Here is a 23,451-nt window from a genome sequence, read left to right on the forward strand (position 1 = left end):
AGCGACACGATCATCAGGCCGCACGCCCAGATCGATCAGGTGATGGGCCAGCGCGTTGGCCTGTTCATTGAGCTGCCGGTAGCTCAGTTGCGAACGTCCGGCGCGCAATGCGATGGCCTGCGGCGTACGCACGACCTGGGCTTCGAACAGGCCCTGCAGGGTTTGCTGCAAGTCGTGATGAACGTCTGTCGTGTTGAACCCGACCAGTAAACGCTGACGCTCGTCGGCGTCCAGCACCGGCAGGCACCGGATCGGCAGATCCGTCTGGCGCTCCAGCGCCTCCACCATGCCGCTCAATGTCTGTTGCACATAGCTGCAGATACGTTGCGCGCCGACCTCAGGCGGCACCGTCACGCTCAGGCGCAGGCTGTCGCCCAAGTCATCGACATTGAGGCTCAGGGGGTAATTGGTGTGTTTCTCGCTGGCGAGAATCTCCAGGCCGCGCCAGGCATCTTGCTGAGCGTCCTGGCGCGCCTGCCCGGCAGCGTTCCGGTAGTTGAGAATGGCGCTGAACAGCGGCAACGGCGCGGCAATCCCGCTCCAGCGCTGGGCCTGAGCCAGGGATGCATGCTCATGCCCGAGCAAGGCGGCGAGACGGGCGTGAGTGGCGCGCGCCCCTTCGCGCACGCCGACATTTCCCAGATCGACCCTCAGCGGCAGGGTATTGATGAAAATGCCCATGCCACGGTCGGCACCGGCACCGCCTTGCAGGCGGCCCAGCAACACGGTGCCGAACACCACCCGGTCATTGCCGGTGGCAGCTGACAACACGCGGCCCCAGGCAAGGTGCAACAGGCTGGCCACACTGACACCCAATTGCCGTGCCTGACTGCGCAGGCTTCGCACCAGCGCATCGGGCAGTATCTGTTGCGCTTCCTCGATCGAGCTGCCGTCACCTTGGACATCGCGCAGGTCGAACGGCAGGGTCGGTTCTTCGATATCACCCAGTTGCTCGCGGAAGTACGCTTCGTGTTCCGCTTCGCTGACGCCCAGACGCGCCTGAGCCACATAATTGCGGTACGGCACGGCAGGTTGTGCGGGGGCCGGCTCGCCGCGCATGTGGGCGAGCATTTCCTCGCGCATCACTTCAAGGGCCGTGGCATCCACCACGATGTGATGAAACAGCAGCGTCGCGGAAAGGCCCGCACCTGTAGCGTCAGGACTGTAAGCCAGACGAATCAGCGGCGCGCAGCCGAGGTCCATTCGGGCTGATCCCGCCTGGGCATCGATCTGTGCAAGCGGAACACGCTCGACCACCAGGTCTGCGTGCCGCCAGACCACCTGTTGCGGTGTTTCCAGCCCTTCCCAGACCACTGCAGTGCGCAGGCTGTCGTGGCGCGCGATGACCTGACGCAACGCGTCGGCAACCGTTTCCAGGCGTTCCAGGCTGTCGACGTTCATGCGCAGTTGCAGCAAATACGGGTCGCCCTGCTCCGCCGTCAAATGGTGATACAGAATGCCTTCCTGCAACGGCGCCAGCGGGTAGATTTCCTGCACGTTGGCCGCGCCGCCCGGCACTGTGGCAACAATACGGTCGATGGTCGGCTGATCAAGCTGTGCCAGGCTCAGCATGTCTGGCGTGATATGTGCGCAACCCGTCGGGACCCGGTTGGCCGGCGCAATGATTTCACGGCCATGACCTACGGATGCGGCAAGCGCAGCAACGGTCGGCCGGCCCAGCAAGACCCGCACATCGACGCTCAGACCGGCATTGCGCAAGCGTTCGACCAGGCTGACCGCCAACAGCGAATGACCGCCCAGTTCAAAGAAATTGTCGTGACGCCCGACTTTCTCCAGCCCGAGCACCTGCGCCCAGAGATCCGCCATGACGGTCTCTACTTCGCCCTGTGGAGCCTCATAAACCTGCCCGGTCAGTTCTTCCAGCTCCGGGTCCGGCAACGCACGGCGATCAAGCTTGCCGTGACTGGTCAACGGCAGTGCGGCCAGGCGTGTGAACGCCAGCGGCACCATGTGCGCCGGCAAACGAGCGCGCAATGCGTCACGCAGCGACTCGGGTTCGACACTGGCGTTTTCGGTGAACCAGGCCAGCAAGCGTTCGCCGCGCACCAGCACCACGGCATCTTTGACCTGAGCCTGACTGGCGAGAACCGCTTCGATTTCGCCCAGCTCGATGCGCATGCCGCGAATTTTCACCTGGTCGTCGTTGCGTCCCAGGTAGTCAAGGGTGCCATCCGCGTTCCAGCGCACCAGGTCGCCGCTGCGGTACATCCGTGCCTCGACCTTGTCGCTGAAGGGGTCGGAGACGAAGCGTTCTTCGGTCATTTGCGGGCGGTTCAGGTAGCCACGGGCGACCCCTGCGCCGCCGATGTACAGCTCGCCGATGACACCGACCGGCACCGGCTGCAACTGCTCGTCCAGCACGTAGATGCGGGTGTTGGCAATCGGGCCGCCGATGTCCAGCGATCCACCGGGCAATACCGCTCCCGAGGTGGCGACCACCGTGGTTTCGGTCGGGCCGTAGTTGTTGATCACCGCAAAGCCCGGGTCGGTATCGAACTGCCGCAGACGGTCGCCACCGATCAACAGGGTACGCAGCGTCGGGTGCTGGCGCGGACGCCGGAATGCCTGCTCGGCGACAGGGGTCGGCAGAAAACTGACCTGCAAAGGTTGCTGCAACCACCAGTCGAGCAGTTCGTCTACGTGCTCGTTGGCGATGTGCGCGGGCGGCAGGTGCAGCACGGCACCGGCGCACAGCGCAGGCCATACTTCCCAGGCCATCGCATCAAAACCGAAACCGGCAACGCTGGAGGTGTGGCTGTCCGCATGCAGATCGAACGCCTGACAATGCCACTGCACCAGATTGACCAGCGTGCCGTGCTCGACCATCACGCCCTTGGGCTGGCCGGTGGAACCCGAGGTGTAGATGACATAGGCCAGATTGCGCTCGTCATGACCCGGAATACGCGGGTTGCTGTCGGCGTAATGAAGGCTGTCGGCCTGATCGATGTTCACGCTGGCGGTGTCACCCACCCGATCAAGCGTCGAGCTTTCGATCAGCACCAGGCGTGGGGCGCTGTCCTGCAACAGGTAGTCGATGCGCTCGGCCGGGTAAACCGGGTCCACCGGCACGTAGGCGGCGCCGGCCTTGAGCACCGCAAGCATGGCGATCAGGCGCTGCGGGCCGCGATGCAGACACAGCGCAACCCGCTCGTCCGGCGCAACACCGAGGGCAATCAGGTGATGGGACAGGCGGTTGGCACGCTGATTGAGTTCGGCATAGCTCAGGCTGTCCGCGCCCTGAATCAAGGCCGGGGCGTCAGGCCTGCCAAGCGCTTGCGCCTCGATCAGGCTTTGCACGGTGAGGGCTTGCGCAAAGTCCTGCTCGCTGGCATTGAAATCGGTCAGCAGATGCCTGCGTTCTTCATCGTCAAGGATCGAAAGGTTATTCAGGGCCAAGGGCCAGGTTTGCTCCAGCGTGTCTACCAGATGCTCCAGAGCGTTTTGCATCCAGCCCGCCACACGCTCGGCGCCCATGCCTTCGAGTGCCAGCACGTGCAGGTCGAAGCCTTCGCCCAGGTCGTCCACGCTGAGGGTCAGCGGGTAGTTGCTGCGCACGTCTCCGCCAAGCACCCGCACGCCTTGCCACAGACCTTCGCCGTCAAGCGGCTTGACGTCAGCACTGTGGCGATAATTGAGCAAGGCGCTGAACAGCGGCGAACCGGATGCCACACCGCTGCAACCTTGAGCGAGCACCAGCGACGCCTGTTCGTGAGCGATCAGCGCAGAAAGCGTTGAATGGACGTTTTTAACCGCCGCCTGAGTCGCCAGCGCGGTGTCGACCCGCAGTGGCAGCGTGTTGATGAACACCCCCAGCGCCCGATCAGCACCCTCACCGCCCATACGCCCCAGCAGCACCGTGCCAAAAACCACGTCGCGACGGTTGGAAAGCACGCTGAGAACCCGCGCCCAGGCGACGTGCATCAGGCTCGCCGCACTGACACCCGACTGCCGGGCCTGTTCGCGCAGCCGCAACGCCAAAGCGTTATCGAGTGTGCGCCGATCCTCTTCGATGCCGCTGCCATCGGCGGGCACTTCCTGCACACCGAACGGTAAGGTCGGTTCGTCTACGTTCCCCAGCATGTCGCTGAAGAATGCGGTGTGCCGGGCGTCATCGTTGTTCAGTCGCACTTGTGCGACGTAGTTGCGGTAAGGCACGGGCGTCGTCAGGTCTGAGGCCTGACCAAACAACAGCGCCTTCATCTCGCGGCTGACAATCTCCATCGCGGTGTTGTCCAGCACCAGGTGGTGAAACAACAGAATGGCAACCACTTCACCGCTGGCCGGGTCCTGTGCGTGGACCAGACGCATCAGCGGAGCCTGGGACAGGTCCAGCCGATGGTGACGTGCGTCATAACGCTGTTGCAGTTGATCAATGACCGCCGTCTGCGCGTTGTCCGCGTCCAGGCTGACGGCCTGCACGTTCAGTTCGGCAGTGCGCCAGACCACTTGTTGCGGATGCTCCAGCCCCTCCCAGACCACCGAGGTGCGGAGAATGTCATGCCGGTTGATAACCTGCTGCAACGCGCCGGCCCAGGCCTCAAGACGGTCCAGGCTGTCGAACGCCAGGCGCCATTGCAGCAGGTAGGGATCGCCCTGTTCTGCGGTCAGATGATGGTAAAGAATGCCTTCCTGCAACGGCGCCAGCGGGTAGATTTCCTGCACATTGGCAGCGCCGCCGGGGACGCTGGCAACAATCCGGTCGATGGCGGACGGGTCGAGGGTCACCAGGCTCAGCATGTCCGGGGTGATGCGCGTGCAGCCCGTCGGGATACGGTTTTCGGGCGCGTTGAACGCCTGCACCGTGTTCTGGGCGGCGGCCAGAGCGGCCACTGTCGGCTGGCTCAGCAGCACATGCACGTCGGCCTTCAGACCGGCCTTGCGCAGTTGCTCCACCAGGTTCACCGCCAGCAATGAATGGCCGCCCAGTTCGAAGAAGTTATCGTGCCGCCCTACCCGCTCGACGCCCAGTACCTGCGTCCAGATGGCCGCCATGGCGATTTCCACTTCGCCTTCGGGCGCTGCGTAGGCATGACCGAGCAGGTACGCCGGGTCAGGGTCCGGCAACGCGCGGCGGTCGAGTTTCCCATTGGCGGTCAATGGCAGTGAATCCAGACGGGTAAACGCGCGCGGCACCATGTAAGCCGGGAGTCGTGCGCGCAGTGCCTGAGTCAGTGCGTCGGTATCGACCGGCGAAGTGTCGGTGAACCAGGCCAGCAGATGAAAATCCCGTACCAGCACCACAGCGTCCTTCACACCCGCCTGACTGGCCAGCACGGCCTCGATTTCACCCAATTCGATGCGCATGCCGCGAATTTTTACCTGGTCGTCGTTACGCCCCAGATAATCCAGGGTGCCGTCGGCATTCCAGCGCACCAGATCGCCGCTGCGGTACAGCCGCGCGCGCGGGTCATCGCTGAACGGGTCGGCGACAAAGCGCTCTTCGGTCAGTTGCGGCTGGTTCAGATAGCCCCGCGCAACGCCCGAACCGCCGATGTACAGCTCACCGGTAATGCCCACCGGCATGGGCTGCAAGTGCCGGTCAAGCACATGAATACGGGTGTTGGCGATGGGGCCGCCAATGTGCAGCGAACCGTTGGCCGAGACCTGGCCGGAGGTGGCAACAACGGTGGTTTCAGTCGGGCCATAATTGTTGATGACTGCGTAACGACGGTTCTGCGCAAACTGACGGAGGCGATCACCGCCGATCAGCAAGGTGCGCAGGGTCGGGTGTTCTTCGTCCTGACTGAATGCGTATTCGGCCACCGGGGTCGGCAGAAAGCTGACATCCAGCGGCTGGGCGCGCCACCAGTTCAACAAGGCCTCAATGTCTTCGCCGCCCTCTTGCACGGGCGCCAGATGCAGCGTCGCCCCGGCACACAGGGTCGGCCAGACCTCCCAGGCCATTGCATCGAAACCAAACCCGGCCAGGCAGGAGGTGTGACTGCCTGCCGTCACGTCAAAGGCCTGGCAATGCCAGTCGACGAGGTTCGACAGTGTGTGATGTTCGACCATCACGCCCTTGGGCTGACCGGTGGAGCCTGAGGTGTAAATCACATAGACCAGATGCTCACTGACAAGCCCGGCCACCTGTGGGTTGCTGTCGAGACCTTGTGTGTCCAGACAGCCGTCCAGTTCGATCAGCGGCATGGTCAGGGGCGGCAGGCGGTCGACCAGCGAGGACAGTGTCAGCACGGCCACGGGGGCGCTGTCGCTCAACAGGTAATTCAGTCGCTCGCGAGGGTGCGCCGGGTCGATGGGCACATAGGCAGCGCCGGCCTTGAGAATCGCCAGCAGGCCGACCAGGGTTTCCAGACCGCGACGGGACACCACCGCAACCCGGTCGTCAGGACGCACACCGTGGGCCATCAGCCGTTGAGCCAGCGTATTGGCCTGTCGATTGAGTTGCGCATAGGTCAACTGCCGACCCTGGTAGACCGCTGCCACCGCATCGGGCCGGGTGCGGGCCTGCCGTTCGACGCGTCGATGAATCAATCGCTCATCTGTCACGTCCGTTTGGGTCTGGTTCCAGCCCTCTACCTGCAACTGCTCGGTGGCCGTCGCCAGCTCGAAGGCTTCGATGTTGAGCGTCGGGTTCTCCAGCCCCTGCTCCAGTATGTGCAACAGCCGCCCGGCGATTGCTTGCGCCTCAGCCTCGTCAATCCAGGCGCGGTGATGGACCAGATGCAGCCAGGCCTCGTCGTTGTAGCTGTTGCTGCGCAAGTGGATGGCCAACGGCGTGGTTTCGTAGCCATTCGAGACTTTGACGGTCTGAGCCTGAGCGTCGCCGAAGCAATAGTCATGGTTCTCCAGTTCATAGGAGACCGACACCTCGAACAACTGCGCCCGTTCCTCGCGTGACAATTCGAGGCTGCGGTTCAGCTCGCTCAAGGGGAAGCGCTGGTGGCGGAAATCGCGCTTGAGCGTGTCGCGCACCTCGACCACCAAAGCGGCGAAGTCCAGCCCGTCGGCGAAGGCCATGCGCACGGCACTGACCTGAGCGAAATGGCCCAGCGTCGCTTTGAAACGCGCGCCGGTGCGGTTGAGCAGTGGTAACCCGACCACCCACTCTTCACGTTGTGTGGTGCGCGCAAAATAGACGTGCAGAACCGCCAGCAGCACGTGAAAAGCGGAGGCGTTATGCGTTTCGGCAAATTGCTTCATGCGGGCGTGCAGCGCTTCGGGGAAGGCCTGCACCCATGTGCAGGACGGCGCCGGATCGGTTGCCCGACGATTGTGATAGCGGGACACCAGCAACGGCTCCGGCAGGTTGCGGTATTTCTCCAGCCAATAGGCTTTGTCTCGCGCATGCCGCGCCGAGACGTGATATTGCTCGTCGTCCTTGATGAAGTCGCTGTAGCGTGGCGCCCTGGCATCAAGGCTTTCGCCATTGATCAGCGCGGTGTAGTGTTCACCCAGCGATTTCATCATCTGCCCGAAACCCCAACCATCGAGGATCAGGTGGTGGGCCTGAGTCACCAGCCAATAGTGTTCGTGAGCCAGGTGGACAAGGCAAAAGCTGAACAGTGGACTGCCGTCGAGCCTGCAAGGACGCTGCATACGTTCGCGTATCAGTTCGCGGGCGGCATCGACCGGATGCGGTTGTTCACGCAGGTCATGCAGCGGCAGGGTAATCGCCATTGATGTTGCGTAACCTTGCAACGGCAAACCGTCCGGCCCTGCACCCGGCAGCAGCACAGTGCGCAGGCCCTCGTGGGCTGCCACCAGTTGCTCCAGGGCACGCTGCAGTTTGTCCGGGTCGACCGGCCCGGCCAACTCCATGTATCCACCGATGTTGTAGAGCGGCGAATCACCGTGGCTGATCTGATCAAGCCAGATGTCGCGTTGGGCAGCGGTCAGTGGAAAAGTCGGGGCGGCAGGCATGGCTCGAAGTCCTTATCGGCAGATAAGCCGCGGATTAAGCACTTCACGTTTGTCAGTGTATGGCCCCTTAAACCCGGACACTGCCGGATCGATACCAATCATGGGTAATTAGTTCAATTCAATCTTCAGATGTGTCCCTGTTTTACGCTACAGACGTGACGCGAAACCTTAGGCTGAATACTCTAACTTTCACCCAGAACCGTTTGTGTGTGAGCGCGAGCGATAAACGACGCAAGACATCGCTGCCCGCTGCTTTAATCAGTAATCTTCATCAGCTTTTCCTTCAGTAGTTGCCGGGCAGGAGTCGACCACAGGATCGCTCCTCACGAGGTAGAAATAAGGAAGTTTTATTAACATGGCGCAACACTTCGACTACAGCGACGACCCAGGCTTCTACCGTCAACTGGCACGCCTGGTGTCCAGCACCGGCTGCGCGACCTTCGCTGCCCAAATGCTGGAACTGGTGCATGCCCAGGTGCCGATCCACGGAATCGATCTCAGCGAATGGACGCTGGACCTGCGCGAAAGCACGATTATCGACATCAACGTGCTGGGTACCGCCGGGCTGCAACAGGAACTCGCGCTTGTGCCGAACCATCCCTTGCTGCCAAGCATCCTGCACATGCAGGACCCGCTGCTGATCCAGCTCAAGACTACGCCAAGCAAACAGCACCCGCAGCGCAGCACGCATCAGTGCAACCTCGTCTCCAGTAGCGGCGACCGTCGTCGGGTCATCTGCTTTCATCGCCTGATGACCGAGCGTGCGTTTTCGCTGGCAGAGCTTTCAGTGCTCAAGAGCCTGTCCGACATGCTGCTGCCTCTGGTTGAACAGCATGCGCAAAGCCTTGCGCAACAGGCCAGTGTCCAGGACACCGGAAGCGAAACCGAGGCAGGCTCTCTGGATCAGGTGTTCAGCATCAAGCTGGCCCAGGAAGCCGTGACGCTTTCGGCACGAGAGCAGGAGGTGTGCATCGGGTTACTGACAGGCGGCACGGTTTCCGAGATGGCTCAGCGACTGAACGTCAAGAACAGCTCGGTGGAAACCTACCTCAAGCGCGCCACGGCAAAACTGGGTGTCAGCGGTCGGCACGGCCTTGCCCGATGGATCGCCGAGCGTTGAGGCCTGGCGTTTACAGTCAAGAGATCCCGCAGGGCTTCGGCCATCGAAAAGGCTCGGCATTCATTTCAGCGCAGGCGGCATGCGATCACGGCACTGCCGGTGACGCTGAATGATTTATCACCCTTTGCGCGTTGCATCATCCAGCGCCAGAATGGTGTGGGCATTGGTGACCGTCGTTGCCAGCGTGTTGACCACACCCGAACGCAGCGCGCCCAGGGTGGCGGCGGCCTTGGTGTTTTCGCTGGCAATGGCCACGACATCGGGAATGCGCAGCAACTCTTGAACGGTCAGCCCGATCACCCTGCCCTGAATAGCGTTGACCGCTGGCTGGCCGTGAATGTCGATGAAATCGTAGCCCATCATGTCGCCCACGGTGCCGGATAACCGGGCCTGCGCGATTTCCTGCGGCGAAAACCACCCCATACGCACCATGTTGCTGTTCTCGCTCATGTCACCGATACCGATCAGCGCCATGTCGGCCCGGCGTGCGCGGTCGAGGGTCGAACGCACGGTGTCGTTGCTGATCAGAACGCTGCGCAATTCCGGGTTGGCAACCAGCGCCGGGGCGTAAAGGCTTTCGCTTTCACCACCAAAACGCAGTGCCAGACGACGACAGATGTGGTCCGGGTTCATGTATTCGCCTGCCTTGAGCGAACCGCCGATTGCGCAGACAAACGTGCAGTTGCGCGTCACGGGCAAAAACACGTTGTCTGCCACAGCCCCCACGTTGCGCCCCATACCCACGGCGACGATCATGCCGTCGCTCAGGGTTTTGTTCAGGTAATTGGCGACCAGGCTGGCCACTGCCGAGCGCTGGGTGTCCGGGTCGCTGTGATCGACCGCAATCAGCGCACGGTCCAGCGCAAAGCGCTCCACCAGCGCCTGTTCAAGCTCATTGTTCATGGCCGGATGCTGCAGCACCCGCACCTCGACAATCCCTTCATCACGTGCGCGTTTGAGCAGGCGACTGACCTTTGCCCGTGACAGATCGAAACGCTTGGCGATGGCTTCCTGAGTGACGTTCTCTAGGTAATAAAGCATCGCGACTTCGGTCATCAGATCGATGTCGCTGGCCATGCGCTGGGTACTGTCACTCATGTGGGCGGGCTTCCGTTTCGGCATCAAACAAGCATTCTCCCTACTCCCGCCCTGTTCCGTCCACTACTGATGGCCGTCACGTTCGATGGCATTGATGCGCTCGACCTTGGCGCCGGAGCGCGCAGCCTCGAACTCCGACCCCAGAAACGAGGTGACGATGCTTTTCGCCAGCTCGGCACCGATCACCCGCGCACCGACAGAGAGAATCTGCGCATCGTTGCTTTTGCGCGCCCGCTCGGCCGAATAGGTGTCATGGGCCTGCGCTGCGCGAATCCCGAACACCTTGTTGGCGGATATCGCCATGCCGATGCCAGTGCCACAGACCAGCACACCAAGCCGCTGCTGGCCGGAACTGATAGCGGTTGCAACCGCCAGAGCGATGTCCGGGTACAGCACCGGCGCGGTGGAATGGGTGCCGAAATCAGTGACCGGGTAACCCAGCGACTCGATATGGCGCTTCAACAGTTCTTTGAGTTCATAACCCGCTTCGTCACATCCGATAGCCACCGGGAAAGGTGTGTTCATGGCGTCTGGCTCCGCTGCCGTGGTCGCTCAAGTCCGACCAAATGTTCAATCGGTGAAATTCCGATCACTTATTTCTCGGGCATTCCATGCACCCTGTCAAGCAGGAATTACGATAACGCCGGGCAATTTCCGCTCAATGCAGCCCTTCATGCGTATACGGCACATCAAAAAACTTTTAAGTGAAAGAGATTGACTGATCAGAATTTCATTTGATACACATATGCTCACTGAGCGACACGTCAGTGCATCTAATAAGAATTCACAGCACGAGGACACGCCGATGGCTACGCCATTACTGCTCCAGGCTGAACAGGTCACCAAGGCTTATGCTGGCATTCCTGCCCTGCGTGACGGCCGTCTTTCGTTGCGCGCCGGCAGTGTGCATGCCCTGTGCGGCGGGAACGGCGCGGGAAAATCGACTTTCCTCAGCATCCTGATGGGCATCACTCAGCGCGACTCGGGCACTATCCTGCTCAATGGCGAACCGGTGCAGTTCAATCGCCCGGGCGAAGCGCTCGCGGCGGGAATTGCGATGATTACCCAAGAGCTTGAACCCATCCCGTTCATGACCGTCGCCGAAAACATCTGGCTGGGCCGCGAACCCCGCAGGGCCGGTTGCATTGTCGATGGCAAAGCACTGAATCGCCGCACTCGCGAGCTGTTGGAAGAGCTGGAGTTCGACGTCGACGCCACCAGCCCCATGCACCGCCTGAGCGTGGCGCAGATACAACTGGTGGAAATTGCCAAAGCGTTCAGCCATGACTGCCAGGTGATGATCATGGACGAACCCACCTCCGCCATCGGCGAACGTGAGGCGCAAACGCTGTTCAAGGCGATCCGCCGGCTCACCGCACGAGGCGCAGGAATCATTTATGTCTCTCACCGGCTTAGCGAGCTGGCGCAGATTGCCGACGACTACAGCATCTTTCGCGACGGGGCCTTTGTCGAAAGCGGACGCATGGCCGACATCGATCGCACACATCTGGTGCGCGGCATCGTCGGCCAGGAATTGCAACGTATCGACCACAAGGCAGGCCGGGCATGTGCTGCCGAGTGCTGCCTGGACGTAGACGGCCTCAGCCGCACTGGCGAATTTCAGGACATCAGCCTGCAACTGCGTCACGGCGAGATCCTGGGCATCTACGGCCTGATGGGCTCCGGCCGTAGCGAATTCCTCAATTGCATCTATGGCCTGACGACTCCGGACGCGGGCCACGTGACCCTGCAAGGCAAGCCGATGCCGATCGGCCTGCCCAAGGCAACCATTCGCGCAGGCATGTCGCTGGTGACCGAGGACCGCAAAGACAGCGGCCTGGTGCTCAGCGGCAGCATCCTCTCAAACATCGCGCTGTCGGCGTACAAGCAATTGTCGAGCTGGTCGCTGATCAATGCGCGCAAGGAGCAACAGTTGGCAGAAGACATGGTCCGGCGCCTGCAGATCAAGACCACCTCACTGGACCTGCCGGTCTCGTCCATGAGCGGCGGCAACCAGCAGAAAGTGGTTCTGGCCAAATGCCTGTCTACCCAGCCGGTCTGCCTGCTCTGTGACGAGCCTACCCGAGGCATCGACGAGGGCGCCAAGCAGGAAATCTATCACCTGCTGGATCAGTTCGTGCGGGCGGGCGGTGCTGCGATTGTGGTGTCGTCGGAGGCCCCTGAACTGTTGCGCCTGAGTGACCGTATTGCCGTATTCAAAGGGGGCAGGCTGGTGACCATCAGCAGCGATGCCGATCTTTCCCAGGAAGCCCTGCTGAGTCTTGCCTCATGAATAGCAAAACCATCATTGCCCCCGCCACTGCACAACCGCGCAGCCTGCTGCGTCTGTCTCTGGACCGTTTCGGCCTGCCACTGGTGTTCATCCTGCTGTGCGTGGTAATGGCTTTTGCCAGCGAATACTTCATGACCTGGCGCAACTGGATGGACATCCTGCGTCAGACCTCGATCAACGGCATTCTCGCGGTCGGCATGACCTACGTGATCTTGACCAAAGGCATTGACCTGTCGGTGGGCTCGATTCTGGCCTTTGCGGGGTTGTGCAGCGCCCTCGTGGCGACACAGGGTTATGGCTTGCTGGCGGCGGTCAGCGCCGGGATGTTCGCAGGTGCCATGCTCGGGGTGGTCAATGGTTTCATGGTGGCCAACCTCTCGATTCCGCCGTTCGTGGCCACGCTGGGCATGCTCAGTATCGCCCGCGGCATGACCTTCATTCTCAACGACGGCAGCCCGGTCACCGACCTGCCTGAAGAATACCTGGCGCTGGGCATCGGCAAAGTCGGCCCGATCGGTGTGCCGATCATCATCTTCGCCGTGGTCGCGCTGATTTTCTGGATGGTGCTGCGCTACACCACCTATGGCCGCTACGTATACGCGGTCGGCGGCAACGAGAAGAGCGCCCGTACCTCCGGGATCGGCGTGCGCAAAGTGATGTTTTCGGTGTACGTGGTGTCGGGGCTGCTTGCCGGGCTGGCGGGTGTGGTGCTGTCCGCCAGGACGACCTCCGCCCTGCCCCAGGCCGGCATGTCGTATGAACTGGATGCGATTGCCGCAGTGGTGATCGGCGGTACCAGCTTGTCCGGCGGCACTGGCAGCATCGTCGGCACGCTGTTTGGCGCATTGCTGATCGGCGTCATCAATAACGGACTGAACCTGCTCGGTGTGTCTTCCTATTACCAGCAGGTCGCCAAGGGACTGATCATCGTGTTTGCAGTGCTGATCGACGTGTGGCGCAAAAAGAAACGCTAGGCCCTTTTCCTCTGAATGACCGACTGACTACAACAATAACGAGGTGCTCATCATGAAATTCGGTACATCCCTGGCCGCTGTCGCGGCGCTCTCCCTGCTTGCCAGCAGTATCGCGCTGGCCGCCGACGGCAAGACCTACAAGATCGGTGCGGCGGTTTATGGCCTCAAGGGTCAGTTCATGCAGAACTGGGTCCGTGAGCTCAAGCAACATCCGTCGGTCAAGGACGGCACCGTGCAGATCACCGTGTTTGACGGCAATTACGATGCGCTGACCCAGAACAACCAGATCGAGACCATGATCACCCAGCATTACGACGCGATCATCTTCGTGCCTATCGACACCAAGGCCGGGATCGGCACGGTGGCCCGGGCCATGGAGAGCGACATTCCGGTCATCGCCTCGAACACCCGCGTCGCCAGCGCCAAGGTGCCTTACATCGGCAACGACGACGTCGAAGGCGGCCGCCTTCAGGCCCAGGCGATGGTCGACAAGCTCAACGGCAAGGGCAACGTGGTGATCATTCAGGGACCGATTGGCCAGTCGGCGCAGATCGACCGGGAAAAAGGCGAAATGGAAGTCCTGAAGAAACACCCGGACATCAAGATCATTGAAATGAAAACCGCCAACTGGTCGCGTGCCGAAGCATTGGCGCTGACCGAGGACTGGCTCAACGCCCACCCGAATGGCGGCATCTCCGGGATCATTTCGCAAAATGACGACATGGCCTTGGGTGCCCTGCAAGCGGTGAAGTCGCGCAACCTCAAGCCTGCCGACGTACCGATCACCTCTATTGACGGCATGCCCGACGCCATTCAGGCAGCCAAGAAAAACGAAGTCACCACCTTCCTGCAGGACGCGCAGGCCCAGTCTCAGGGCGCACTCGACGTTGCCCTGCGGGCGCTGGCCGGCAAAGACTACAAGCCACGCTCGGTGATCTGGGAACGCTACGCCAAAGACGTGAAATGGGGTGACGGCACTGACAAGAACTACATCCTGCCGTGGGTGCCGGTGACCGATGCCAACGCCGATGCGCTGTATCAGCAGGTCGGCGGCGGCAAGTAATTGAGGAGTTATCGCCACACATAAGTTCTCAGACTCCCGCTTCTGCCCGCAGGGCGTGGGAGCGAACTTGTTCGCGAAGACGGTCGTTCAGACGATGTATTTTCGGGGAATACACCGGCCCTTTCGCGAACAAGTTCGCTCCCACGGCCTTCGGCCAGAATCAAAAGCTGATGCGTGCGCAGAGTGTGGCGAATCATCAATCCAACAACGTAGCAGGCTGAAGAGTAAAACCCCGTGGGAGCGAGCTTGCTCGCGAAGACAGCAGTTCAGACGGCGCATTTTCGCCGCCTAGTACCGGCCCTTTCGCGAAAACGTTCGCCCCCAACGGCCTTCGGCCAGAATCAAAAACTGATGGGTGTGCAGAGTGTGACGAATCATCAATCAAACAACGTAGCAGACTGAAGAGTAAACCCCGTGGGAGCGAGCTTGCTCGCGAAGACAGCAGTTCAGACGGCGCACTTTCGCCGCCTAATACCGGCCCTTTCGCGAACACGTTCGCCCCCAACGGCCTTCGGGCAGAATCAAAACTGATGGGTGCGCAGAGTGTGACAAATCATCAATCCAACAACGTAGCAGGCTGAAGAGTAAAACCCCGTGGGAGCGAGCTTGCTCGCGAAGACAGCAGTTCAGACGGCGCACTTTCGCCGCCTAATACCGGCCCTTTCGCGAACACGTTCGCCCCCAACGGCCTTCGGGCAGAATCAAAACCAGATGCTGCTGTAACGCGTAGCGTGACGAATCATCAATCAAACAGCGCTAAAGGAGAGATTTTCATGTCCGAATTCTGGAACAAGGCCTTCGACCTCAATGGACGCTGCGCAGTCATCACTGGCGGGGCCGCCGGGATCGGCCTGGCCTGTGCGCGCCTGCTGGTCGAGCATGGCGCTCGGGTGGCGCTGCTGGACCGCGACCCTGCGGTGGTCGACGTGGCTGCCAGCCTTGGCAGCGAAAACATGGGTATCGCGGTCGATCTGCGCCGGATCGAACAGGTCAACAGCACCCTCGACACAGTATTCGAGCGGTTCAAACGCCTCGACTTTCTGATCAACAGCGCCGGCGTTGCATTGCTCGACAAGGCCGTTGATGTGACCGAAGACGCCTGGGACACCACGCTGGACATCAACCTGAAAGCCAGTTTCTTCGTTGCTCAGGCATGCGCCCGGCACATGCTGGCCCAAGGCAGCGGACGCATCGTCAACCTGGCCTCCCAGGCGGCCGTCATCGGTCTCGACAGGCACGTCGCCTACTGCGCAAGCAAGGCCGCCGTGGTCGGCATGACCAAAGTGCTGGCGATGGAATGGGCACCGCACATCACCGTCAACGCCATTTCCCCGACCATCGTCGAAACCGCTCTGGGCAAGAAGGCTTGGGCGGGTGAACTGGGTGAGCGGGCCAAATTGCAGATCCCGGCGGGCCGCTTCGCCCAGCCGGAAGAAATCGCCGGGCTGGCGCTGTACCTGCTCAGTGACGCCGCCAGCATGATCACCGGTGAAAACGTGGTGATCGACGGTGGCTACAGCATCCAGTAATTCACTTTTCAGTCGCGAGGTTTATCGTCATGTCCACCGCTACCGAACGCACTGCCGAACAACTCTCTCCCGTCATTCCGGCCACCATGCAGGCAGTGGTCTGCCATGGCCCGGAAGACTACCGGCTGGAAACCGTCGACGTGCCGACGCCTGGCCCTGACGAAATCCTCACCAAGGTCGAGCTGTGCGGCATCTGCATGGGCGACATCAAGACCTATCGCGGCGCGCCATCGTTCTGGGGCGATGCGGAACAGCCGCGCTATGTAAAACCGCCGATGATTCCCGGTCATGAATTTGTCTGCCGAGTGGTTGCGCTTGGCCCGGGTGCCGAAAAGCGTGGCGTGCAGGTCGGTGACCGCGTTATTTCCGAACAGATCGTGCCGTGCTGGGGTTGCCGTTTCTGCAATCACGGCCAGTACTGGATGTGTCAAAAGCACGACCTCTACGGTTTCCAGAACAACGTGCAGGGCGCGATGGCCCAGTACATGATCTTCACCAAAGAAGGCATTATCCACAAAGTGCCGGATTCGATTGCCCCGGACGAAGCGATCCTGATCGAACCGCTGGCCTGCTCGCTGCATGCGGCGGAACGGGCCAACGTCGATTTCGATGACATCGTGGTAGTCGCCGGAGCGGGCACGCTGGGTCTGGGCATCATTGGCGCGGTGCGTATGCGCAACCCGAAAAAGCTCATCGTGCTCGACATGAAGCCCGAACGCGCCGCCCTCGCCCTGCGCATGGGCGCAGACGAAGTGTGGAACCCGGCCGAGGTCGACGTGTTGGCGAAAATCCGCGAGATCACTGACGGCTACGGCTGCGACATCTATATAGAAGCCACCGGGCACCACAAGGCTGTCAATCAGGGCCTCGCCATGCTGCGCAAACTGGGACGTTTCGTAGAGTTCAGTGTGTTCAATGACGAAGCCACGGTGGACTGGTCGATCATCGGTGACCGCAAAGAGCTGGACGTGCTTGGCTCCCATTTGGGGCCGTACATGTACCCGCGCGCCATCGATTTTATCGGCAACCGCAAGATCGACATGCGCGATGTGGTCACCCACAAGTTCGCCCTGGCAGACTTCAAGGAAGCCTTCGCCGTCATGGAGCGCGGTGATAAATCCCTGAAGGTGGTGCTGGAACCCTGATCTGCCTGTTCCTCATAAAAACAACACAGGAAACCGCGCTATGAATCGAGTGATAAACGACCCGGACCAGGTGGTCGAGGACATGTTGCGTGGCATTCTGGTCGCGCACCCCGAACTGTCCCAGAGCGACAGCAACCCGCGAGTCATCAGTAAAACCCGGCCTTCAGCACAGGGTCATGTGGGCATCGTCACCGGTGGCGGGTCGGGCCACGAGCCGGCCTTCCTCGGCTACGTCGGCCCCGGGCTGGTGGACGCGGTGGCTGTTGGCGAGATTTTCTCGTCGCCTACCGCGAAAAGTTTTTTCGACGCCTTTCGCGCTGCCGATCACGGCGCAGGAATCGCCTGCTTGTATGGCAACTATGCGGGGGACAACATGAACGTAAAGCTGGCGATGAAAATGGCCGCCAGCAAGGACCTGCAGGTTCGCACCGTGGTTGCCAATGACGATGTGGCCTCGGCGCCGAAAGCCGACATCGCCAAACGGCGTGGCGTGGCCGGGGAGATTTTCATGTGGAAGGTGGGCGGTGCCGCCGCCGCACAGGGCTACGACCTCAATGGCGTGATCCGCGTCGCCCAGAAAGCCGTGGACCAGTGCCGCTCCATCGGCATCGGCCTGACGCCTTGCACCATCGCGGCAGTCGGCAAGCCGAACTTCCAGATTCCGGACGGCAAGATGGAATTGGGCATTGGCCATCACGGTGAACCGGGCATCGAGGTCATTCCCATCGAATCCGCAGCCGCAATGGCCGAGCGAATGCTGACACCTATCCTCGCCGACCGGGATTTCAGCGCTGACGAGAGTGTCGTGGTACTGGTTTCCGGGCTTGGTGCGACTCCGGTGATGGAGCTGTACATCTTTTACGCCGAAGTGGAAAGCCAGCTCAAAGCCAAGGGCTTGAACATTCATCGCTGCTACGTCGGCAACTACTTTACCTCGCTGGAGATGATGGGCGTGACCCTCACCCTGCTGGGCCTGGATGACGAACTGAAAACCCTGATCGACCACCCTTGCCGCTCCATCGGCATGACCCAGGCGGAGTGAACCATGAGCCAGTATTTTTCCACACAGGACGGCACCGCTATCGTCTCGGATCTGGTGAGCGTGATCGTTGCCAACCGCGAATACCTCAGCGAAGTCGATGGCGCCATCGGTGACGGCGATCATGGCATCAATATGGCCAAGGGCTTTGCCCATTGCGGCCGCAACATCGAAGGCCGTCGGCTGACCCTGGCCGAAGCGCTGGACGAGTTGACCCTCAGCTTGATGGAAGGCATTGGCGGCTCGATGGGGCCGCTGTATGGCAGCCTGTTCATTGGCATGGCTGACAAGGTGCGCGGCCGTGAAGAGATCGATGCCGACACCTTCGCCAGCCTGCTGCGTGGCGGACTGACGTCATTGCAGGACATTACCGAAGCCGGGGTGGGCGACAAATGCCTGATGGACACGCTGATTCCAGCCGTCGAAGCCTTTGAACAGGCGCACGCTGCCGGCGCCTCATTCAACGAAGCCCTTGAGGCGATGAAACGCGCTGCCACACAGGGGCGCGACTCGACAAAAGCGCTGATGGCAAAAATCGGCAGGGCCAGCCGGCTGGGTGAGCGCTCTGTCGGCGTGCTGGATGCGGGGGCGGTGTCGTGCTGCCTGATACTGACGCAACTGGCAGACTCAGTGCAGCCGAGGCTGAACAGCCTGTAAAGACACCGCCCTGTCACAGCTCGAAGCGGACCCGACGCTCGCGGCGCTGTGCTTCTGGCAACGCTTCACCACGCCGGACCGCCGCCAGCAACTGCTCGACACCCACGTGAATGGCGTCAGCGGGCACGTTGCACGGCTTGAAGTTTGCGGCGTTGTCGAGGCCTTCGCGGTGCGCGCGAATGATGTTGACGTCCTGTTGAATCACGATGTGCGTATACAGATGAATGAACGGACGCAGCATTCGCAACACCCAGCGTGGCACCGGAAAGCGGTAGGCGATATAGGTGTAGACGCACGACTGGCGTTCGTTGATCGGGGTGATCTGGCTGACAATCAGAAAACCCGAGCGCTTGCCCCAAAGGTAATCACAGAACGTCACATTCGGGGCCAGGAAGCGATCGGTATGCACGAGCGACTCGGCCTTCGGGTTGGTCAGCCATTGCATCATCCCGATCTTGTCGACCTCATCGTGATAGGTGACTTCAATGCTTTGCGCCTTGCAGGCAAGCGTCGCTTCCATTGCCCGACCGCTACTGGAACGAAAAATACCTTCGTGAACGAACACCGTGTGCGGCACATCCAGAAAGTTCTGCACCAGGCTGCCGACATCGGCGTCGAAGGTATTGATCATGAAATACGACTGCCACGGGCTTTCACCATAGGCTGGAAGTCTGAAAACCGGTTTTTCACAAGCATCATCACGGCCGGTGTACACCCAGACCAGTCCGTCCTGCTCGCACACGGCAAAGTGCCGTTGCCGATAACGATAGCCGGGAGACTTAGCGTCGCCCTGCCCGCCATCGACACTTGGAATATGTACCACTTGCCCTTCGGCGTCGTAGCGCCAGCCGTGATAAGGGCACACCAGGCAATCTTCGCTCACATTGCCTGCCGACAGCCGGGTGCCGCGGTGTACGCACTGGTCGAGCAGCGCCGCGGCCTGTCCGTTGCGTTGGCGAAACAGGACGATATTCAGGCCCATAATGGTTGCCTGATAAGGCTTACCGTCGCGCAACTGCTTCTGTGTACACGCCACATACCACTGCTCGAGCGTTCCATCGACAGGTGTCTCGTTGTCGCGGTTCAAAGGTGCGGACATTCAGGGTCTTCCGTGATTGCAAGAAAGGCATTGGCCATGTCCAGACGACTCACCAGTGCGCGAGGTTTGACGTCTCCCGCACGAATACCGCTCGACTCGGCGGCGCATTGCAGCATTTCGGCGAGTGTGGACGCACCCCCACTGACGAAACGCACACGCACAGGCCCCAACTGGCCAAGACTGCGCGCATGTGCGTAGTGAAAAGCGCCTTGCAGCGCGGTCTCGATAGCTGTTGCCAGCGCCTGACTGCCTACACCGGTCGCCGCTGGCGTCGCTACCAACGCCAGATAATGCGGCGGCGTGTTTCTGCAATCGGGTAACAGGCATGCACTGTCTGCGCCGTCGATGCACTGCGCCAGCACCCGTTCGACGAGTTGCTCATCCAGTTTTTCGCCCACCAGGTCGCACGCACTCGCACAGCGTCCGACAAACTCCACACGGGGCGTGCCTGCCAGCTTGCCGACCACACGCACCCTGTCGCCCAAGGCATATCGGTAAAGACCTGCGCCAGTGGTCAGTAATACCTGCGCGGTTTCACCCATGCGCAATGAGTGAGCGTCCCTTGGCACCCCTTCGTCATCAATGAATTCCAGATAATGACTACCAATCGCCAGCGGGCACCCTTCTCCTTCCCCCACCGGGACACTGACCACGCCTTCGGTCGCGAACAGCCCCTTGGGCAGCCACTGCGCCTGAGGAAAGCGCACAGCCAGTTGCACGGCGTATCCACGACTCGGTCCATCCATCCAGCAACTCACCGCCGCAAGGCGGGGCCATAACTCGGTGAACACGCCATGTGTACGTGCATGGCGCAGGGCCGTGTTACGTGACGCTGGCAGCATTGCTTCCAGCCAGGCACAGGTTTGCCGGCTTTCGGGGTGTTCAGTATCGAATAGCGGCTGCAGCAGGCTGGTCAGAAATGTCGGGCTCCACACGCTGATAAAGCTCAGTTCGGCATCTGCGACCAGTGCCAGCAAGGTCTGCCTGCGCCAGCGTGCGGCATCCTGAGCCAGGTCTGGAATAAGCAACGTGCCCGCCAGCCCGGCAATCGCGCTGCCTTCCAGGTATTGCAGATCACTGGCGCTGCCAACCGGGATACCATTGGCGGTCATCGCAGGCGGCTGCAAAGGCGGCGACATCGACCAATACCCGCTGCCGTGGCTGATTTCAGGCACCTGGCGGTACATATCCGCTAGCCAGACCGTTAACGACCCCTGCAACTGGGCCAGAAACTCACGCGTGTAGGGAATGTGTTTCTGCAGCGCGCTGTTGCCGCTGCTGCGCTCGAAAAACAAGGGCGGACTGCTGGTCAGCACTGCGCCGTTTTCGTGCTGCGCACGTTCGATCCAGAGCTGCAGTTCGGCGTAAGTATGCGTCGGCACCTTGTCGCGAAACGCCGCAACATTGCGGATACCGGCAAAGTCATGGGCACGGCCGAAGGCACAGTCGCGATTGGCCGCCAGCATGCGTTGCAGCAATTGCGCCTGGGCCTCTTCGGGTTGCTCGAACTGCCTTTGCCAGCTATCCAGTGTGGATTGCGCGTCGTCGACGAAAGACCGCCACAAGGCTTTTTTCAGATTGCCGTCAGCTTGCATCAAAAGTACGTCTTGTCGAGTTGCGTCAAATCATCGGGCAGGCGTTGCGGCGGCGTGAACACCTGCAGCCAGCCGAACCACAAAGGCCGGGTTTCCTTGAGATTGGACGCCGCATGCATGTGCTGCCAATGCATGTGCGAATGGCGATGATGGGTCAGGTTGTAGTTGAAATTGAGAAATGCCCAGCGCACCAGCCGTGGCGCACGCATGTTGTAGGCACCTTCGACCACATCTATCGGGGTGCGCATGTGGTACACCCACTGCAATGACGACCAGGAAAACCCGAAGGCAATGTAGGTAATCAATACGGCTTCCCAGGTCCAGCCAAGCAGGTACGCGCAAGCCAGCCACAATACGATGCCTGCGATGACCTCCTTGCGGATACGCCGAAAGTCGCGGATGGAAAAGTCTTTGAATGCCGCAGCGTAGGTGTTGACCTCGCCACTCTGCGACCAGCGATCGGCCACGCGCGGTGGCAGCAACGGCAGCAGCAGGCTGCCGATGAACGCCGCCAGCCAGATACCGCCGAGTACTGCAAAGTAATACTCCAGGCGTTTACGCAGCAGGGACTCATCGGGCATGGCGAAGTCTGCCAGTTCAGCCCGCGTACGGTTTCGGGAGTGATGGCCGAGGTGATTGATATGAATGAGCGTCGCGGACGCGCCAAACAGGGTGGACGCCCAGCACATCATCAGGTAATTGGTGGTCTTGTCACTGTGCGCCAGGCTGTGAAACGCCTCGTGCATCATCGAGAAAACACCCTGCATGACCAGGCAGAACGGGATCAGGATCAGCCATTTCCAGGCACCTGCGTCGGTGTGGGACAGCCATGTGAGGGTCGCGCCCCAGAGCAGCGTCTGAAGAGCCAGCACAGCCAGATTCGCCGCATCGAAGCGGCGCGCCAGTGAAATATCCTTATAACTGCGCATAAATGACCACGTGTAAAAACGCCGAGTATACCTGCCCACGCACCAGTCAGGTTATTCGGCCGTTTCAAGCCTGCCAGACTCTGGCACACTGTCGACCCAGGTCACTACGGTAAGCCGAGCACCATGTCGCTGTTCAAACGCATCCTGTCCCGACGCTCGGCGGCACAACTCTCCCCACAGGCTATCGCGCACCGCTCGATACGTTTTACGTTCGATGACAGCATCCCCCGCTACTGGCACGCAGGCCGGGTACACACCACACGCTTTTTCGATTGCCTGTCGTTCATGTTTCCGCAAGGAGAAAAAATCTTCATCGAGAGCGTGGTGCATTTTCGTCACGCGCTCGACAAGGGTAGCGCGCTGGACAGGGCTGTCGACGACTTCATCTTTCAGGAAGCGTCCCACATGCGCGAGCACCGCGCCTATAACCAGCGCCTTGAAGCACAAGGCGCGCCGGTCGAGAGGCTGGACCGCATGCTGCTGCGGCGCTTGAAGGAAAGCGAGCGGCTGCCGGCCAGCTTCCGACTGGCGCTGACCGCCAGCCTGGAGCACATTACCGCGATACTTTCCGATCAGATTTTGCGTAATCCGGCAGTCCTCAAGAGCGCCGACCCGACGATGGCCGCGCTATGGCGCTGGCACGCGCTGGAAGAGATCGAGCACAAGGCGGTTGCCTATGACGTGCTGTGTACCGTCGAGCGCAACCCGTTCCGGCGTTATCTGCTGCGCTGCGTGGCGATGATCAGTCTGTCGGTGTATTTCACCTTCGACCTCTCGTACTTTACCTATCACCTGGTGCGCGGTGACCAGCAGCACCGCAACTGGCGTGAATGGCTGCGCCTGCAGTGGTGGCTGTTGGTCAATCCGGGGCTGCTTTCGCGGATCATACCCGCCGGGTTGTTCTGGTTCGTGCCCGGTTTCCATCCCGACCGCATCGATACCCGCGAGCTGCTTCACACGGCTCGCCAGGCACTCGATGAACAGCGTTGAATGCTGCCTGCGTGGCCT

General features: G+C 60.9%; 15 protein-coding genes (1 of these 15 only partly in view). 9 read left to right on the top strand and 6 right to left on the bottom strand.

Going from position 1 to position 23,451, the window contains the following annotated elements:
- On the bottom strand, positions 1 to 7,902 hold the 5' portion of the coding sequence (locus BW686_RS04080) for a non-ribosomal peptide synthetase (RefSeq protein ID WP_084914480.1). 1,590 nt of this gene lie to the left of the window's left edge; 7,902 of the gene's 9,492 nt are visible here — the first part of the coding sequence; it begins with the start codon at positions 7,900 to 7,902; its stop codon lies beyond the left edge, outside the window.
- A 349-nt stretch (positions 7,903 to 8,251) separates the two neighbouring features.
- On the opposite strand from BW686_RS04080, the gene BW686_RS04085 reads away from it, so the two are divergent.
- Positions 8,252 to 9,022 (top strand): helix-turn-helix transcriptional regulator, encoded by a 771-nt coding sequence (locus BW686_RS04085; protein WP_084914484.1) that lies wholly within the window; start codon positions 8,252 to 8,254, stop codon positions 9,020 to 9,022.
- 117 nt (positions 9,023 to 9,139) lie between these two features.
- On the opposite strand, the gene BW686_RS04090 is transcribed toward BW686_RS04085, so the two are convergent.
- Together BW686_RS04090 and rpiB are read right to left on the bottom strand one after the other, a co-directional pair.
- Complete coding sequence (locus BW686_RS04090) at positions 9,140 to 10,120, bottom strand: sugar-binding transcriptional regulator (protein WP_084914487.1); 981 nt, start codon at positions 10,118 to 10,120, stop codon at positions 9,140 to 9,142.
- Between the two features lie 63 nt (positions 10,121 to 10,183).
- Positions 10,184 to 10,645, bottom strand: a complete 462-nt coding sequence (gene rpiB / locus BW686_RS04095) for a ribose 5-phosphate isomerase B (RefSeq protein ID WP_084914490.1) — start codon at positions 10,643 to 10,645, stop codon at positions 10,184 to 10,186.
- 280 nt (positions 10,646 to 10,925) lie between these two features.
- Between rpiB and BW686_RS04100 the strand changes: the two genes are divergently transcribed.
- The 7 genes from BW686_RS04100 (at position 10,926) to dhaL (ending at position 18,820) form a co-directional block, all read left to right on the top strand.
- Positions 10,926 to 12,413, top strand: a complete 1,488-nt coding sequence (locus tag BW686_RS04100; protein ID WP_084914493.1) for a sugar ABC transporter ATP-binding protein — start codon at positions 10,926 to 10,928, stop codon at positions 12,411 to 12,413.
- Entirely contained in the window at positions 12,410 to 13,387 is a 978-nt protein-coding gene (locus BW686_RS04105; RefSeq protein ID WP_084914496.1) for an ABC transporter permease, read from the top strand. Before BW686_RS04100 ends, BW686_RS04105 begins: the two co-directional genes overlap by 4 nt.
- A gap of 52 nt (positions 13,388 to 13,439) precedes the next feature.
- The gene (locus BW686_RS04110) at positions 13,440 to 14,450 is read left to right on the top strand and encodes a substrate-binding domain-containing protein (RefSeq protein WP_084914499.1); all 1,011 of its coding nucleotides are present in this window, start codon (positions 13,440 to 13,442) and stop codon (positions 14,448 to 14,450) included.
- A gap of 773 nt (positions 14,451 to 15,223) precedes the next feature.
- The gene (locus BW686_RS04115; protein WP_084914502.1) at positions 15,224 to 15,979 is read left to right on the top strand and encodes an SDR family oxidoreductase; all 756 of its coding nucleotides are present in this window, start codon (positions 15,224 to 15,226) and stop codon (positions 15,977 to 15,979) included.
- Between the two features lie 29 nt (positions 15,980 to 16,008).
- Positions 16,009 to 17,124, top strand: a complete 1,116-nt coding sequence (locus tag BW686_RS04120) for an MDR/zinc-dependent alcohol dehydrogenase-like family protein (protein ID WP_084914505.1) — start codon at positions 16,009 to 16,011, stop codon at positions 17,122 to 17,124.
- A 40-nt stretch (positions 17,125 to 17,164) separates the two neighbouring features.
- Entirely contained in the window at positions 17,165 to 18,166 is a 1,002-nt protein-coding gene (locus BW686_RS04125) for a dihydroxyacetone kinase subunit DhaK (RefSeq protein WP_084914507.1), read from the top strand.
- A gap of 3 nt (positions 18,167 to 18,169) precedes the next feature.
- On the top strand, positions 18,170 to 18,820 hold the full coding sequence (gene dhaL, locus BW686_RS04130; RefSeq protein ID WP_084914510.1) for a dihydroxyacetone kinase subunit DhaL: 651 nt from the start codon (positions 18,170 to 18,172) through the stop codon (positions 18,818 to 18,820).
- Positions 18,821 to 18,833: 13 nt separating this feature from the next.
- Here the strand turns inward: dhaL and BW686_RS04135 are convergent, their stop codons facing one another.
- Genes BW686_RS04135 through BW686_RS04145 form a run of 3 tightly spaced genes read right to left on the bottom strand, consistent with a single transcriptional unit; the run spans position 18,834 to position 22,443 of the window.
- Positions 18,834 to 19,919, bottom strand: a complete 1,086-nt coding sequence (locus BW686_RS04135; protein WP_084914513.1) for an aromatic ring-hydroxylating dioxygenase subunit alpha — start codon at positions 19,917 to 19,919, stop codon at positions 18,834 to 18,836.
- A complete protein-coding gene (locus tag BW686_RS04140; RefSeq protein WP_084914516.1) occupies positions 19,904 to 21,514 on the bottom strand; it encodes a GH3 family domain-containing protein in 1,611 nt (536 codons plus the stop codon). Before BW686_RS04140 ends, BW686_RS04135 begins: the two co-directional genes overlap by 16 nt.
- Positions 21,514 to 22,443, bottom strand: a complete 930-nt coding sequence (locus BW686_RS04145) for a fatty acid desaturase family protein (protein ID WP_084914518.1) — start codon at positions 22,441 to 22,443, stop codon at positions 21,514 to 21,516. Before BW686_RS04145 ends, BW686_RS04140 begins: the two co-directional genes overlap by 1 nt.
- Positions 22,444 to 22,566: 123 nt before the next feature.
- Here BW686_RS04145 and BW686_RS04150 point away from each other — a divergent pair, with 123 nt between their 5' ends.
- Complete coding sequence (locus tag BW686_RS04150) at positions 22,567 to 23,433, top strand: metal-dependent hydrolase (RefSeq protein ID WP_179149169.1); 867 nt, start codon at positions 22,567 to 22,569, stop codon at positions 23,431 to 23,433.
- The last annotated feature ends 18 nt before the right edge of the window (positions 23,434 to 23,451 follow it).

The organism is Pseudomonas syringae, assembly GCF_002157375.1.
GTDB classification, from domain to species: Bacteria; Pseudomonadota; Gammaproteobacteria; order Pseudomonadales; family Pseudomonadaceae; genus Aquipseudomonas; species Aquipseudomonas syringae_T.